Raw genomic sequence first — 13,858 nt, 5'->3', positions numbered from 1 at the left:
TGATTGATGTTACTATATTTAGGGAGTTTGTATGCAGGAAAAAGGGTTTAAAGCGGGGCTTCAAGATGCGCTTCCAACGGCTTTGGGTTATATTTCGATTGGATTAGCTTTTGGAATTGTGGCGTCTGCTTCAGGATTATCAGCTTTAGAAGTTGGCTTGATGAGTCTTTTGGTCTATGGTGGTTCAGCTCAATTTGCCATGTGTGCCATGTTGCTTGCTCATGCTGATTTGGCTTCAGTAACGTTGACCGTTTTTTTAGTTAATTTGCGTAATATGTTGATGAGTTTGCATGCAACAACTATTTTTACCAAAACAAGCTTCCTCAATAACATTGGGATAGCTAGCCTAATTACAGATGAAAGTTATGGTGTTTTGTTGGGAGAAAATGTTCACAATAAATCAATTGCAGCTAGCTGGATGCATGGTAATAATTTACTGAGTTATGCAGCATGGGTTTTATCCACAATTGTAGGGACACTCCTAGGAGGTATTATCCCCAATCCAGAAAGTTTTGGGCTTGATTTTGCTCTGATTGGTATGTTTATTGGTTTACTTGTCTTTCAATTTGATGCGATGTTGAGTGAAGGCATTAAAAAACTATTGCTTGTACTAGCAGCTGTGGCTATTAGTTTTTTAGTCTGCGCTGTTTTTCTATCAAGTGCTTTAGCGGTTTTAGTGTCAACGTTAATTGGTTGTAGTGTGGGGGTAATGTTGGATGAGCGTTAGTAGTTATGTTTTGGTAGCCATTCTTTTAGGATTTGTTGTGTCGTGGGTTCCGCGAGTTGCCCCTTTTATCTTGGTAAAATATAAAGGCTTGCCCGAAATTGTCATTCGTTTTTTGAAATATTTGCCCGTTTCCATTTTATTTGCTTTGACGTTTTCAAGCCTTTTTGACGTTGAAATTGGGCATTTGCCACAAGTAAAGGACTTGGAAGTTCTAGCCAGTCTTCCCACTTTTTATGTCGCCTTAAAATCTAAAAATTTATTATATGCCGTCATTACAGGAATTGTTAGCATGGCGATTTTACGGTTAATATTTTAATTTTGCCATTAATTGTTTGAGTTGAGCAATTTCTTCTGTGGATAAGTTTGATAAAAGAAAATCAGATTGCTTTTGTTCATATTCGTGAAGCTGTGGATAAATGTCCTTGGCTTTTTCTGTTGGATAAACACGTTTGATTTTCTGGTTAACAGCATCTTTCTTTAATTCAAAATAGCCGAGCGTAGCTAATTTTTTTATCGTTCTAAAGGCAGTTGTACGGTCAATTTGGACATTGTCTGCCAACTCGCCCAAAAACATTCCAGGTTTTTCACAGACACGAATAATATAGATGAATAGATTGTTATTTAGTCCAAGTTCTTTAAAATGATTATTAGAGTCAATTTGAATGGTGCGCGTGACAGCACCAATAGTACGAATAATATCAAACATAATAGTTTCTCCTTGCTAAAAATTTTAACAAAAAAATATTGCATTTACAATAAAAAGTGATATAATAATCTCAATATTATTGTAAATGCAATCAAAAGAGGTGCTAATATGTTACATTTTGAAAATGATTATAATAAAGGAATTCATCCACAGCTACTCCAAGCGCTTGTGGATAGTAATCAAGAAAGTCTTGCTGGTTATGGCATGGATAGTTATTGTGCACAGGCTGTAGAAAAGATAAAAGAAGCTTGCCATTGCCCTGAAGCTGAAATCTTCTTTTTATCAGGTGGCACACAGACTAATCAAGTGGTTATCGATAGCTTGTTAACCTCTTACGAAGGTGTCATCGCTGCTGAAACGGGGCATGTTAGCACTCATGAAGCTGGTGCTATTGAATTTACAGGACACAAGGTGCTAACACTTCCTTCTCATCAAGGAAAAATTCAGGCGGCTGAGCTTGCTGCTTATGTGGATAACTTTTATCATGATGGCAACCATGACCATATGGTTTTTCCAGGGATGGTTTACATTTCTCACCCAACTGAATATGGCACGCTCTACACCAAGGAAGAATTGACCGCCATTTCAGATGTTTGTCGTCAATATCAATTGCCACTCTTTATTGATGGCGCACGTTTAGGATATGGTTTGGCAGCTAAGGAGACAGAGGTCGATTTGCCAACTATTGCTGCATTGTCAGACGTCTTTTATATTGGTGGTACTAAAATGGGAGCCTTTATTGGTGAAGCCGTCGTGTTTACAAAACAAAATACACCAAAACATTTTGTGACAACAGTCAAGCAGCATGGAGCACTTTTGGCAAAAGGTTGGCTGATTGGTGTGCAATTTGACCGTTTCTTTACGGATAATCTTTATTTTGAAATTGGTGAGCACGCTATTAAAATGGCAGAGCAGTTAAAAGACATTTTACGTGAAAAAGGCTATCGTTTCTATCTGGAATCACCAACAAATCAACAATTTATCATTATTGAAAATGCTAAATTAGCCACTTTAGGTGAAGTCCTTGCTTATAGCTTCTGGGAAAAATATGACGATACTCATACGGTTATTCGTTTGGCAACAAGCTGGTCAACAACGCAAGAAGATATTGATAAATTACGAGAGGTTTTATAGAGGTAAGGTATGCGGATATCTATTTTTGAACCAAAGTTTAATCAGGCGGTGATAGACTTGATACTAACTATCCAGCAAGAAGAATTTTCGCTTCCTATTTCCTTAACGGAACAACCTGATTTATTGGACATTGAAAATTCTTATCAAAAACAAGGTGGTCAATTCTGGGTAGCTATCAATGAGAGGAAAGAAGTGCTAGGGTGTATTGGCTTAGTGGCTCTTGAACAAGACAATGTCGCTTTAAAGAAAATGTTTGTAAGTAAAAATTACAGAAAAGCAGGTTTAGGAAAAGAATTATTGAAGGCTTTTGTAGCTTATTGCCAAAAAGAGCAGAAGAAGGCTATTTTTCTTGGAACAACAACAGATTTTGAGGCTGCTCAGCACTTTTACCGAAAATTTGGTTTTCAAGCAATTGAATCGTCAAATTTACCTGCTGATTTTCCACGTTTAGCTGTGGATAATCGTTTCTATACTTATATTATTAACTAAAAAAGCTGGGGACATCCCAGCTTTTTGTGTGATAAAAACTTTTGTCTTTCTATTTTTTGAGGATTACCAGCTGGCTTTTTTGACGCCAGGAAGTTGTCCTTTGTGAGCAAGGTCACGGAAGTTGATTCGGCTAACGCCGAATTTACGCATGTATGCGTGTGGGCGTCCGTCAATGCGGTCACGATTTTTCAAACGATTTGGATTTGAGTCGCGTGGCAATTTACGAAGCGCTTCGTAATCGCCTTTTGCCTTCAATTCACGACGTAAGTCGGCATATTGCTCAATGAGTTTTAGTTGTCGGTTGTATCTAGCAATTTTTGATTTTTTAGCCATAATGTCTCCTTTTGCTTAACTGGTTAACGATATTTATTATAACACCTTTGAGGAAATAATCAAGAGAAAAAACTTAACTAGTTAAATATTTTTTAAAAAAGAAACCCACAAAAGGATTTCTCAACAATTGTTAATAATGTAAACTTCCAGCGACCCAGCCTGTGCATAACGCCACAGTGATGTTAAAACCACCTGTGTGGGCATTAATATCAAGCACTTCACCAGCAAAATAAAGTCCTGGGACTTGCTTACTTTCAAGGGTTTTGGGATTAATTTCTTTCAAATTAACGCCACCTTTAGTCACAAAAGATTTTGCCAGTGACATTTTTCCAGTTACTTTAATCGGCAGCTCTTTGATGTTATCCACAAGTTCTTTTTCTTGTTGTGGCGTTAGTTGTTTGACTTTTTCGGGAAATGACTGTGCTAAAAAGCTTGCTAATCGTTCTGGAAGAATCACTTTAAGAGCATTTTTGAGGGATTTCTCACGCTGCTCCGCTAAAAATGTGTGTAGCTCTTCTGTGGATAGTTTGGGGATAAGGTCAAGTGTAATGATTTCGCCACCCTTGATAAAACTTGATAGGCGTAGTGCGGCAGGTCCAGACAAACCAAAATGCGTAAAGAGCAAATCATGTGTAATATGGTGTTTTTGATAGCTCAAACAAACATCATCAAGAGAGATTCCTTGAAGTTCCTTATGTGGAAAATCTGTTAATAATGGACTTTCAGCCGCTTCAAGTTCTGTAAGATTGAGTTTAAAATGCCTGGCAATCTCATAACCAAAACCTGTTGACCCTGTGGAAGGATAGGCTTTACCACCTGTTGTGACAATGAGTTTTCCACAGATGAACTCATCTGTCGCAGATTTGACGTGGAAAAGGTTGTCGATTTTCTTGACAGAAACAACTTCAGTATTGGTTAAAACGGTGCCACCGAGTTCATTGATTTTATGGGCAAGAGCATCAATAATCGTTTTTGATTTATCAGTTTTTGGGAACACACGCCCATGGTCCTCAACTTTTAAAGCAACGCCATTTTCTTCAAAAAATCGGATAATGTCGTGGTTGTCAAATTGTGAAAAGACACTGTAAAGAAAGCGTCCATTTCCAGGAATGCCTTCCATGAGGTCATCAATGGTACCATTATTAGTGACGTTACAACGTCCACCACCCGTTCCAGCTAGTTTTTTGCCGAGTCGTTTATTTTTTTCGATAAGTAATGTTTGGTTGCCATAATAACTGCTTGAAATGGCAGCCATCATACCAGCGGGACCGCCGCCAATGATAATTGTATCGTATGTATTCATATAGCTATTGTAGCATAAAATATTGCTATCTTGATAAGCAAGTAATGGGATTTGTGAAAAGAAAGTCAGGACGTTTACAGAAAATGACAAAAACTTGACAGTAGTTCTAAAAAACAAGTTAATATCAAGTAAAAAGCGCACCAGAAACTTGGTAAAAATTGACAATTATAGACTGTTATGTTATCCTTTTCATAAGAAATTTCAACGTAAAAGAGGATATTATGGCAATTGAGAAAACAGTTAGCGAGCTGGCTGAGATTCTAGGAGTTAGCCGCCAAGCGGTTAACAATCGTGTCAAGAGTCTGCCAGAAGAAGATGTCGATAAAAATGAAAAGGGAGTTACCGTTGTCAACCGAAGTGGCTTGATTAAATTGGAAGAAATCTACAAAAAAACCATTTTTGAAGATGAGCCAATTGATGAAGAAACAAAACAACGCGAACTTTTAGAAATTTTAGTGGACGAAAAAAACACTGAAATTACACGTTTGTATGAGCAGCTCAAAGCTAAGGATAAACAGCTTGCTTCAAAAGATGAACAGCTTCGTGTTAAAGATGTGCAAATTAGCGAAAAAGACAAGCAGCTTGATCAGCAACAACAATTGACGCTTGCTGCCATGGAAGACACAAAGCGCCTTCAGCTTGAACTTAATGAAGCTAAGGCTGAAGTCGAAGAAATTCAAACGAAGTCAGAAGAAAAAATTCAAGAAGAAGCAGCTCCGAAGGGATTCCTAGCGCGTCTTTTTGGTGGAAAATAAGAACTCGAAATTTATCGGAAGCTGGGACAAAAGTTCCAGCTTTATTTTATAAACTCATTTTTAGGAGGTATCATGGAAAAATTAGCGGAGTACATTGCATTTGATTTGGAATTTAATACGGTTGCTGAGAAAAGTCATATTATTCAGGTTTCAGCAGTAAAATTCAAAGAAGGTCACGAAGTTGACAGCTTTGACACTTATGTTTACACAGATGTGCCATTGCAGTCATTTATTAATGGATTGACGGGTATTACATCAGAAAAAATTGCTAACGCTCCAAAGCTTGATGAAGTGCTTGCTGACTTTAAAACATTCGTTGGAGAGACTGCTTTGGTTGGTTATAATGCGCTAAAATCAGACCTGCCTTTACTTGCTGAAAATGAATTAGACTTGACAGAGCTTTACAAGGTTGATTTGTATGACGAAGCTTTTGAACGTCGTAGCACAGACTTGAATGGAATTGCCAATCTCAAGTTGACAAGTGTTGCTGAATTTTTAGGTATTTCAGGACATGGTCATAATTCACTTGAAGATGCTCGCATGACTGCGCTTGTTTATGAAAAGTTCATGGAATTTGATGAGAATAAATCTTATTTGAATCAGCAAGAAGAAGAGCATGGTGACAATCCTTTTGCAGCTTTAGGTGGCTTTTTTAGCTAAAAGCTCTGCTATTTTTTCAAAAAATAAAAAATCATCTAGGGTAACCCCTTGCTTGTGACGTTGGGGCATGTCCTATAATAAGGGCAGAAAGGAGGTGAAAGGAATGTCTCGCTCTTATACAACTGGCGATTTGGCGAAGTTGGCAGGTGTTTCAGTTCGCACGGTCCAATATTATGATAAACGTGGTATTTTGTCGCCATCTGATTTGACAGAAGGTGGACGGCGAATCTATGTGGATAGTGATTTAGAACAGTTGCGCATGATTTGTTTTTTACGGGAACTTGATTTTTCAATTGAACAGATAAAACGGCTGTTTGCTGAGGAAAATGCAAGACAAGTTTTAGAGTTATTGCTTGTTGAGCATATCAAGGAAACAAAGCGTGAGCTTGCTGAGAAGAAAGACAAACTTGACACTACTGTCAACTTGCTTGACAGGGTAAAAAATCAAACAGGTCAGTCGCTAGAATTTTTATCAGACATTTCTCTTACCATGAAAAATCAATTAGCTTGGCGTCGTTTGCAAAAACGGATGTGGATTAGTAATCTAGCAACGATTCTTATTTTTGTTCTTTGTGTTGCTTGGCTTGCAAGTCGTCCACAATCTGTTGTTTGGCAAGGTGTTGGTATCGGTATTGTTTTGGTGTATGTTGGCACATTATTAACATTGTCTTATCATTTTTCACGTAAAATAGCTTATATCTGTCCCAATTGCCACCAACTTTTCCAACCAACGTACAGGGAATTCGCATTTGCTCGTCATACTCCTAAAACGCGAAAATTAACTTGCCCACATTGTCATGAAAAATCTTATTGTTTAGAAACAGCAAAAGAAGCTTAAAAAGCTCGAACCTTAAAAGGTTCGAGCTTTTTTGATTATGTCATTAAAATGGTAATTTTCCTGCAAATGCGCCTAGTGTTTTTTGTGTGGCATCATCGATTTGAGAAAGTGCATCGTTGATAGCTTGTGTTGTCATGTCTTGAAGTGTTTCAACATCATCTGGGTCAACAATGGCATCTTTAAAAGTGATGTTCACTAATTTTTTATCACCTGTAAACTCAACAACAACTAAATCTTGAGCTGATTTTCCAGTGAAAGTTGTACTAGCAAGTTCAGATTGTTTTTTCTCCATTTGTTTTTGGAGTTTTTGAGCTTGACGCATCATATTTTGCATATTCATCATAATGTTTTTGTGATTCCTTTCGTAGCAAGGGGTTAGACCTTGTTTATTTGGAGATATATCTTGAAAAAAGATATTAACATTATAGCATCTTTCGGATAGAACTTAAAGTTTGGAAAAAGCTTGGCGTGAAATTCTTAGCAAGTTTTGGAATGATTTTACAAAAATTTTACAAAAACTTGGTAATAGATTTGATACTTGCTCATTATAATAAGTAGCATAAAGATGTTAAAGGAGAATATCATGAAAAAATGGAAAATGCTAATGTTACTTGCATTTGTTGGAGTGGGAGTTGTTTTGACAGCTTGTAGTAAGTCAAATTCATCAGAATCCAAACAAATCAGTGTTGTTTCTCGTGAGGAAGGTTCAGGAACACGTGGTGCTTTTATAGATTTATTTGGGTTAGAGGAAAAGAATAGTAGTGGTGATACTGTTGATTTAACAACTGCGAATGCCATCGTGACTAACTCAACATCAGTAACTCTAACAACTGTTGCAGGAGACGATTTAGCAATCGGTTATGCCTCTTTAGGTTCTTTAAATGATAGTGTTAAAGTTTTAAAAATTGATGGCACAAAAGCTAGTGTAGAAACCATAAAGGATGGTTCTTATAAAATCTCACGTCCGTTTAATATTGTGACCAAAGAAGATATTAGTAAGGCTGCGAAAGATTTTATCAATTTCATTTTAAGTAGTGATGGGCAAGCCATTGTTGAAGAAAATGGTTACATTCCCTTAGACAATGTGGATACGTATCAAGCGAGTGTTACTTCTGGAAAAGTTGTTATTTCGGGTTCAAGTTCGGTGACACCTGTTATGGAAAAATTAAAAGAAGCCTATACGAAGGTGAACTCTGGTGTTACTATTGAAATTCAACAAAGCGATTCTTCAACGGGAATTACGGACACGATTGATGGAACATCAGATATCGGAATGGCTTCACGAGAACTAGAAGATAGCGAGATAGCACAAGGTGTTAACTCAACGGTTATTGCTATGGATGGTATTGCAGTTATTGTCAATAAAAATAATACGATAGATAATCTTACGAGTGAACAAGTCAAGAGTATTTTCTCTGGTGAGATCACAACTTGGAAAGAACTATCTGATTAAGAGGATTTCATGAATCATAAAAGCGAAAAAGTAATGCAAGCGGTATTTTTCCTTACCGCCTGTATTTCCATTGTTTCAGTTTTACTTATTTGTATTTTTCTATTTTCAAATGGACTGCCTGCGATTAAGGAAATAGGTATTATAAAGTTTCTATTTGGGGAGGTTTGGCGTCCATCTAGTAATGAGTTTGGGATATTGCCAATGATAGTAGGCTCACTTTATGTGACGTTGGGCGCTCTAGTCATTGGTGTTCCAATTGGAATTTTGACTGCGGTGTTTATGGCATATTTTTGTCCCAATAAGCTATATAAGCCATTGAAGGCAGGTATTAATTTAATGGCAGGTATTCCTTCAGTTGTGTATGGCTTCTTTGGTCTAGTAGTTTTGGTTCCCTTTGTTCGTGATTATATCGGTGGTTATGGTATGGGAGTTCTAACAGCAGCCATTCTTCTAGGAATTATGATTTTACCGACAATCGTTAGTGTTTCTGAGACGGCTATTCGTGCTGTCCCTCATCACTACTATGAGGGAGGTTTGGCTTTAGGGGCTTCACATGAGAGAAGTATCTTTTTTGTTGTTTTACCTGCTGCTAAGAGAGGCCTTTTAGCAGCAATAATTCTTGGACTTGGGCGTGCTGTTGGAGAAACCATGGCAGTTATTATGGTAGCAGGTAATCAAGCTATATTGCCGAAGGCATTAACATCAGGGGTGAGAACTTTAACGACTAATATTGTTATGGAAATGGGTTATTCAACGGGGCTTCATAGAGAGGCACTTATTGGTACAGCTGTTGTTCTATTTATTTTTGTACTCATTATCAATATCTGTTTCTCCCTACTGCATAAAGAGGAATAAGGTGTATGGAAAATATTAATCAAAGAACGTTAAAGCAGAGGGCAGCATCTCGTAGACAAGATTTTGTGTCATTCATCCTTTTTGGTTTGGTCTATTTCGCGGCTTTCTTAAGTTTTTTAGTGATTATTTTTATTGTTGGTTATATTTTAGTCAAAGGTGTTCCACATCTCAATAAAGCTTTATTTTCTTTTACTTATACAACGGAAAATGTTTCGTTACTGCCAGCTCTTATCAATACTTTATTTATCACAGGGTTGACGTTACTTATTGCAATTCCAATAGGTATAGGTGGTTCCATTTATTTAACAGAATATGCTAAGAAAGGTAATCCGATAGTAAATATCATTAGAATTGCTACGGAAACATTATCAGGTATTCCATCAATTATTTATGGATTATTTGGAGCACTTTTCTTTGTAAAATATGTACATTTTGGACTTTCTTTGTTATCGGGTTCGATGACGTTGAGTATTATGATTCTTCCTTTAGTTATGAGAACGACCGAGGAGGCCTTACTTTCGGTTCCAACTAGTTACCGTGAAGGAGCATTTGCGCTTGGCGCTGGAAAATTAAGAACTATTTTTAAAATTGTCCTGCCGAGTGCTATACCAGGAATTTTTTCGGGAATTATTTTGGCAGTTGGTCGTATCATTGGAGAGTCGGCTGCTCTTATTTTTACAGCAGGTACAGTAGCTGAGGTTGCAAAGAATGTATTTAGTTCGTCTCGAACGTTAGCGGTTCATATGTACGCTATTTCGGGTGAAGGTCTTTATATCAATCAAACTTACGCGACAGCGGTTGTTTTATTGCTTTTGGTCATTGGCATTAATTTTTTATCTGGTTTGGTAGCAAAACGTTTAGGAAGCGAGATGGATGATGAGTAAACTAATTATTGATAACTTGGATTTATATTATGGGGAATTTCATGCTTTGAAATCGATTCATTTAGAAATTCCAGCAAATGAGATTACAGCTTTTATAGGTCCTTCGGGATGTGGTAAATCCACACTTTTAAAGAGCCTTAATCGAATGAATGACTTGGTCAAAGATTGTCGTATTACAGGAAAAGTGCTTTTGGATGGTGAAGATATTTACTGTGATTTAGATATTAATAAGCTTCGTAAAAAAGTTGGAATGGTCTTCCAAAAACCGAATCCGTTTCCGATGAGCATTTATGATAATATTGCCTTTGGACCAAGAACGCATGGAATCCATGCTAAAACGGAGTTAGATGAGATTGTTGAACGTTCTCTGAAACAAGCGGCTATTTGGGATGAGGTGAAGGATAGGTTAAGCAAATCTGCAATGGGGTTATCGGGGGGACAACAGCAGCGACTTTGTATTGCGCGTGCATTGGCTATTGAGCCTGATGTTCTTCTAATGGATGAACCAACAAGTGCCTTAGACCCTATATCAACGTCAAAAATTGAAGATTTGGTTATTGAGTTGAAAAAGAAATATAGCATTGTTATGGTTACTCACAATATGCAACAAGCTGTTAGAATTTCAGATAAAACAGCATTCTTTTTAATGGGGGAAGTTGTTGAGTTTAATAAAACTAGTCAGTTATTTTCACTTCCTCAGGATGAGAGAACAGAAAATTATATTACAGGGAGATTTGGATGATTCGTTCAAAATTTGAAAATCAATTGCAAGAGTTGACTAAAAATGTTATCTTCATGGGGGCTTTGTGTGAGGATGTTATTTCTAAATCTGTCCAGTTTTTAAAAACTGACGATTCTTACTTGGTTAATAATGTTATTAAAACATATCAGAAAATTGAGCAATTAGAACGTGATATTGAAGAGCAATGTTTGAAATTACTTTTACGGCAGCAACCTGTCGCTAAAGATTTGAGACGTGTTTCGGCAGTTTTGAAAATGGTATATGATATGAAGCGCATTGGCGCACAGGCGGCTGAGATTGGTGAAATTATCAATCAAGGACATATTCAGCCTGGTCGTGAATTAGATCATTTGCAAAGTATGGTTAGTCATGTGGTTGAAATGGTTACGATCAGCATAGATGCTTTTGTTCATGATGATGAATCCTTAGCTAACCAAGTTATCCAAAATGACAATACAGTTGACCAAGAATTTGATACAATAAAGATGGATTTGATGACTTACTTTTCAGGCAGTGATGTAGATGGTGAGCATGCTATTGATGTTCTGATGGTTGCTAAATACATCGAACGCATTGGAGACCACACAGTTAATATTGCTAAGTGGATAATTTTTTCGATTACAGGGCAATTAGAGGGAGACGACTGATGATTTATTGTGTTGAAGATGATGATGATATCCGTGAATTAATGCTGTACACGTTAAAGACGACTGGTTTTGTTGCGCAAGGATTTTCAAATGCTGAGCTATTTTGGCAAGCTATAGAAAGTCAGAAACCTGACTTAATTTTATTGGATATTATGTTGCCTGGAAGTGATGGCTTAAGCATTTTAGAAGAATTAAAAGGAAAAATGTCTACTGCGGACATTCCAGTGATTATGGCGACTGCTAAGGGGACAGAATTTGATAAAGTTAAAGGATTGGATATGGGGTCCGATGATTATTTGGTTAAACCTTTTGGCATGATGGAAATGATTTCGCGTATTAAAGCTGTTTTACGTAGAAGCCAAAAATCGCAAAGAAAACAGATATTACAGGTTGGAAACCTTTCTTTAGACATTCAAAATTATACAGTAAAAAAAGATGGTAAAGACATTAGCTTAACGCTTAAAGAGTTTGAACTACTTGGACTTCTTATGAAATATCCAAACCGCGTCTTTACACGTCAAGAATTATTAAATCAAGTCTGGGGAGAATATTTCGTTGGTGAGACTAGAACTGTAGATGTTCATATTGGAACTTTGCGTACAAAGCTTGGCGATGCTAGTCACTTGATCAAAACCATTCGTGGCGTGGGCTACCGATTGGAGGAAGAAAATGGTTAAAAAAATCTTTCGCTCAACACTCTTCGTCACTTTAGGTATCCTATTGTCAGCAACTCTTTTGATAATGGGTGTACTTTATAGTTATTTTACGCAAGTTCAAAAAGAACAGTTACAAACAGAAACTGTTTTAGTTGCTCAAGGTGTGGCACTAGAAGGTGATAGTTATTTTAACACATTAAATGTATCTGGTCTTCGTATCACATGGGTAGATAACGAGGGGAATATTCTTTATGATAATCAGTCAGATGCTACAAAGATGGATAATCATGCTAATCGTAAAGAGATCAAAGAGGCGTTGAAAGATGGTTATGGTGAAAGCACTCGTTATTCTGCTACATTGACTACAAAATCTTTGTATATTGCACAACGATTGGATGATGGCACAGTCATTCGTTTATCGATAACGCAGCATAGCATTTTGCTATTATTTATCAGAATGTTTCAACCTTTGGCATTGATTATTATTTTAGCAATCTTTCTATCTGTATGGGTGGCACGTTATACAGCAAAACGTGTTGTTGCACCTTTAAATGATTTGAATTTGGATCAGCCATTAAAAAATGATACTTATGATGAAATTTCGCCGTTGTTGAGACGAATTGATTATCACCAAAAGGAATTAGCTAAGCAGGAAGCTTTACTTAACCAGAAAAGAGACGAATTTGATACGATTATTTCTAAAATTAAGGAAGGAATTATCCTATTGGATGCTCAATGTCGTGTCATTAGCATTAACTCGGCAGCACAAGAGCTTTTTCAAACAGATCAAAGTTGTCTAGGAAATGATATTTTAAAAATTACAAGAGATTTATCGTTTAATCATTGGTTAGAATCTGGTCTTCAAGGTAATAAGCAAGAAGGTGTTTTACAGTTTGACCAAGAAAGTTATAAAGTGCTTATTCGCCCAATTTTGTCTAATGGTGTTGTGACAGGTCTAGTTGTTCTCTTGGTTGATGTGACGGAACAGTTACAAATTGAAAAACTGCGTCATGAGTTTACAGCAAATGTTTCGCATGAACTTAAAACACCATTACACGTGATTTCAGGTTATTCAGAGATGTTAGTGAATGGTTTGGTATCGGCTAATGACATTCCGCATTTTGCTGGAAAGATTTATAACGAATCACAGAGAATGGTGCAGCTGGTTGAAGATATTATCAATTTGTCTCATTTGGATGAAACAGACCAAGTACCAATGGAAAAGCTGGATATTTATGCTATTGCACAAAATGTATTGGAAAGTTTATCAACGAAAGCAAGCCAACGTCAGATTGGTTTGCATTTGAAAGGGCAGCCAACGACTATTACTGGTAATTCGGCGCTTATCCATTCCGTTTTGTACAATCTTTGCGATAATGCGATTACTTATAATCGGGATAAAGGCGCTGTTGATGTAACAATATCGTCTAATGAGGATAATGTTTTTTTAGAGGTTAAAGATACTGGTATTGGCATCTCTAAAGAAGAGCAAGAACGTATTTTTGAACGTTTCTATCGTATTGATAAGAGTCGTTCACGAAAGCTTGGTGGAACGGGTTTGGGCTTATCTATTGTTAAACACGCGCTGAAATTACACGATGCTTCGATCCATATTCAAAGTCAATTGAATCATGGAACAAGGATGTTGCTTACTTTTAAAAAATAGTCAAAAGAGG

Annotated in this window: 18 protein-coding genes; 14 read left to right on the top strand and 4 right to left on the bottom strand. The window is 36.9% G+C overall.

The genetic code is table 11. From position 1 onward, the window contains the following. Positions 1-31: 31 nt before the first annotated feature. Positions 32-727: an AzlC family ABC transporter permease gene (locus tag BTR42_RS10840; protein ID WP_061459834.1), complete on the top strand. Its 696-nt coding sequence runs from the start codon at positions 32-34 to the stop codon at positions 725-727. Beyond that, the gene (locus tag BTR42_RS10835; protein WP_009854968.1) at positions 717-1,043 is read left to right on the top strand and encodes an AzlD domain-containing protein; all 327 of its coding nucleotides are present in this window, start codon (positions 717-719) and stop codon (positions 1,041-1,043) included. Before BTR42_RS10840 ends, BTR42_RS10835 begins: the two co-directional genes overlap by 11 nt. Here BTR42_RS10835 and BTR42_RS10830 read toward each other — a convergent pair. Next, on the bottom strand, positions 1,032-1,433 hold the full coding sequence (locus tag BTR42_RS10830) for a MarR family winged helix-turn-helix transcriptional regulator (protein ID WP_077497708.1): 402 nt from the start codon (positions 1,431-1,433) through the stop codon (positions 1,032-1,034). The genes BTR42_RS10835 and BTR42_RS10830 overlap by 12 nt on opposite strands. A 108-nt stretch (positions 1,434-1,541) precedes the next feature. Here BTR42_RS10830 and BTR42_RS10825 point away from each other — a divergent pair, with 108 nt between their 5' ends. Next, positions 1,542-2,567 carry a threonine aldolase family protein gene (locus BTR42_RS10825; protein ID WP_077497705.1) on the top strand — a complete coding sequence of 342 codons (1,026 nt, stop codon included), beginning with the start codon at positions 1,542-1,544 and terminating at the stop codon, positions 2,565-2,567. A 9-nt stretch (positions 2,568-2,576) separates the two neighbouring features. Further along, complete coding sequence (locus BTR42_RS10820; RefSeq protein WP_077497703.1) at positions 2,577-3,056, top strand: GNAT family N-acetyltransferase; 480 nt, start codon at positions 2,577-2,579, stop codon at positions 3,054-3,056. 63 nt (positions 3,057-3,119) lie between these two features. On the opposite strand, the gene rpsN is transcribed toward BTR42_RS10820, so the two are convergent. Both rpsN and aao read right to left on the bottom strand, forming a co-directional pair. Further along, on the bottom strand, positions 3,120-3,389 hold the full coding sequence (gene rpsN / locus BTR42_RS10815) for a 30S ribosomal protein S14 (protein WP_003066499.1): 270 nt from the start codon (positions 3,387-3,389) through the stop codon (positions 3,120-3,122). Between the two features lie 130 nt (positions 3,390-3,519). Continuing rightward, positions 3,520-4,692 (bottom strand): aminoacetone oxidase, encoded by a 1,173-nt coding sequence (aao, locus tag BTR42_RS10810; RefSeq protein ID WP_077498016.1) that lies wholly within the window; start codon positions 4,690-4,692, stop codon positions 3,520-3,522. A 221-nt stretch (positions 4,693-4,913) separates the two neighbouring features. On the opposite strand from aao, the gene BTR42_RS10805 reads away from it, so the two are divergent. The 3 genes from BTR42_RS10805 to BTR42_RS10795 all read left to right on the top strand — a co-directional run bounded on the left by BTR42_RS10805 (position 4,914) and on the right by BTR42_RS10795 (position 6,945). Then, positions 4,914-5,447: a DUF536 domain-containing protein gene (locus tag BTR42_RS10805; protein ID WP_009854963.1), complete on the top strand. Its 534-nt coding sequence runs from the start codon at positions 4,914-4,916 to the stop codon at positions 5,445-5,447. A 72-nt stretch (positions 5,448-5,519) separates the two neighbouring features. Next, the gene (locus BTR42_RS10800; protein WP_009854962.1) at positions 5,520-6,107 is read left to right on the top strand and encodes a 3'-5' exonuclease; all 588 of its coding nucleotides are present in this window, start codon (positions 5,520-5,522) and stop codon (positions 6,105-6,107) included. 103 nt (positions 6,108-6,210) lie between these two features. Then, positions 6,211-6,945 carry a MerR family transcriptional regulator gene (locus tag BTR42_RS10795; RefSeq protein ID WP_077497701.1) on the top strand — a complete coding sequence of 245 codons (735 nt, stop codon included), beginning with the start codon at positions 6,211-6,213 and terminating at the stop codon, positions 6,943-6,945. A gap of 43 nt (positions 6,946-6,988) precedes the next feature. Here BTR42_RS10795 and BTR42_RS10790 read toward each other — a convergent pair whose 3' ends face one another. Then, positions 6,989-7,288, bottom strand: a complete 300-nt coding sequence (locus BTR42_RS10790; RefSeq protein WP_014295271.1) for a YbaB/EbfC family nucleoid-associated protein — start codon at positions 7,286-7,288, stop codon at positions 6,989-6,991. Positions 7,289-7,528: 240 nt separating this feature from the next. Here BTR42_RS10790 and BTR42_RS10785 point away from each other — a divergent pair, with 240 nt between their 5' ends. Genes BTR42_RS10785 through BTR42_RS10755 form a run of 7 tightly spaced genes read left to right on the top strand, consistent with a single transcriptional unit; the run spans position 7,529 to position 13,848 of the window. Then, positions 7,529-8,398 (top strand): substrate-binding domain-containing protein, encoded by an 870-nt coding sequence (locus BTR42_RS10785; RefSeq protein ID WP_013643454.1) that lies wholly within the window; start codon positions 7,529-7,531, stop codon positions 8,396-8,398. 9 nt (positions 8,399-8,407) lie between these two features. Beyond that, the gene (pstC, locus tag BTR42_RS10780) at positions 8,408-9,253 is read left to right on the top strand and encodes a phosphate ABC transporter permease subunit PstC (RefSeq protein WP_009854956.1); all 846 of its coding nucleotides are present in this window, start codon (positions 8,408-8,410) and stop codon (positions 9,251-9,253) included. Positions 9,254-9,258: 5 nt separating this feature from the next. Then, positions 9,259-10,137: a phosphate ABC transporter permease PstA gene (gene pstA, locus BTR42_RS10775; RefSeq protein ID WP_077497698.1), complete on the top strand. Its 879-nt coding sequence runs from the start codon at positions 9,259-9,261 to the stop codon at positions 10,135-10,137. Beyond that, the gene (gene pstB, locus BTR42_RS10770; protein ID WP_012962486.1) at positions 10,130-10,879 is read left to right on the top strand and encodes a phosphate ABC transporter ATP-binding protein PstB; all 750 of its coding nucleotides are present in this window, start codon (positions 10,130-10,132) and stop codon (positions 10,877-10,879) included. Before pstA ends, pstB begins: the two co-directional genes overlap by 8 nt. Beyond that, positions 10,876-11,526 (top strand): phosphate signaling complex protein PhoU, encoded by a 651-nt coding sequence (phoU, locus tag BTR42_RS10765; protein ID WP_009854953.1) that lies wholly within the window; start codon positions 10,876-10,878, stop codon positions 11,524-11,526. Before pstB ends, phoU begins: the two co-directional genes overlap by 4 nt. Continuing rightward, a complete protein-coding gene (locus BTR42_RS10760; protein ID WP_013643451.1) occupies positions 11,526-12,203 on the top strand; it encodes a winged helix-turn-helix domain-containing protein in 678 nt (225 codons plus the stop codon). The genes phoU and BTR42_RS10760 overlap by 1 nt, the downstream gene beginning before the upstream one ends. Next, positions 12,196-13,848 (top strand): sensor histidine kinase, encoded by a 1,653-nt coding sequence (locus tag BTR42_RS10755; RefSeq protein ID WP_077497696.1) that lies wholly within the window; start codon positions 12,196-12,198, stop codon positions 13,846-13,848. The genes BTR42_RS10760 and BTR42_RS10755 overlap by 8 nt, the downstream gene beginning before the upstream one ends. Positions 13,849-13,858 lie beyond the last annotated feature (10 nt).

Origin of the sequence: Streptococcus gallolyticus subsp. gallolyticus DSM 16831 (assembly GCF_002000985.1) — a bacterium.
Lineage (GTDB): Bacteria > Bacillota > Bacilli > Lactobacillales > Streptococcaceae > Streptococcus > Streptococcus gallolyticus.
This window is presented reverse-complemented; position numbering and strand designations above follow the sequence as displayed.

Bases quoted from the DNA above. Each gene is read 5' to 3' on its own strand.
- pstA (WP_077497698.1), top strand. From the start codon at position 9,259: ATGGAAAATATTAATCAAAGAACGTTAAAGCAGAGGGCAGCATCTCGT.
- BTR42_RS10805 (WP_009854963.1), top strand. From the start codon at position 4,914: ATGGCAATTGAGAAAACAGTTAGCGAGCTGGCTGAGATTCTAGGAGTT.
- BTR42_RS10755 (WP_077497696.1), top strand. From the start codon at position 12,196: ATGGTTAAAAAAATCTTTCGCTCAACACTCTTCGTCACTTTAGGTATC.
- pstC (WP_009854956.1), top strand. From the start codon at position 8,408: ATGAATCATAAAAGCGAAAAAGTAATGCAAGCGGTATTTTTCCTTACC.
- BTR42_RS10840 (WP_061459834.1), top strand. From the start codon at position 32: ATGCAGGAAAAAGGGTTTAAAGCGGGGCTTCAAGATGCGCTTCCAACG.
- rpsN (WP_003066499.1), bottom strand. From the start codon at position 3,389: ATGGCTAAAAAATCAAAAATTGCTAGATACAACCGACAACTAAAACTC.
- BTR42_RS10760 (WP_013643451.1), top strand. From the start codon at position 11,526: ATGATTTATTGTGTTGAAGATGATGATGATATCCGTGAATTAATGCTG.
- BTR42_RS10820 (WP_077497703.1), top strand. From the start codon at position 2,577: ATGCGGATATCTATTTTTGAACCAAAGTTTAATCAGGCGGTGATAGAC.
- BTR42_RS10785 (WP_013643454.1), top strand. From the start codon at position 7,529: ATGAAAAAATGGAAAATGCTAATGTTACTTGCATTTGTTGGAGTGGGA.
- BTR42_RS10790 (WP_014295271.1), bottom strand. From the start codon at position 7,288: ATGATGAATATGCAAAATATGATGCGTCAAGCTCAAAAACTCCAAAAA.
- aao (WP_077498016.1), bottom strand. From the start codon at position 4,692: ATGAATACATACGATACAATTATCATTGGCGGCGGTCCCGCTGGTATG.
- pstB (WP_012962486.1), top strand. From the start codon at position 10,130: ATGAGTAAACTAATTATTGATAACTTGGATTTATATTATGGGGAATTT.
- BTR42_RS10800 (WP_009854962.1), top strand. From the start codon at position 5,520: ATGGAAAAATTAGCGGAGTACATTGCATTTGATTTGGAATTTAATACG.
- BTR42_RS10830 (WP_077497708.1), bottom strand. From the start codon at position 1,433: ATGTTTGATATTATTCGTACTATTGGTGCTGTCACGCGCACCATTCAA.
- phoU (WP_009854953.1), top strand. From the start codon at position 10,876: ATGATTCGTTCAAAATTTGAAAATCAATTGCAAGAGTTGACTAAAAAT.
- BTR42_RS10835 (WP_009854968.1), top strand. From the start codon at position 717: ATGAGCGTTAGTAGTTATGTTTTGGTAGCCATTCTTTTAGGATTTGTT.
- BTR42_RS10795 (WP_077497701.1), top strand. From the start codon at position 6,211: ATGTCTCGCTCTTATACAACTGGCGATTTGGCGAAGTTGGCAGGTGTT.
- BTR42_RS10825 (WP_077497705.1), top strand. From the start codon at position 1,542: ATGTTACATTTTGAAAATGATTATAATAAAGGAATTCATCCACAGCTA.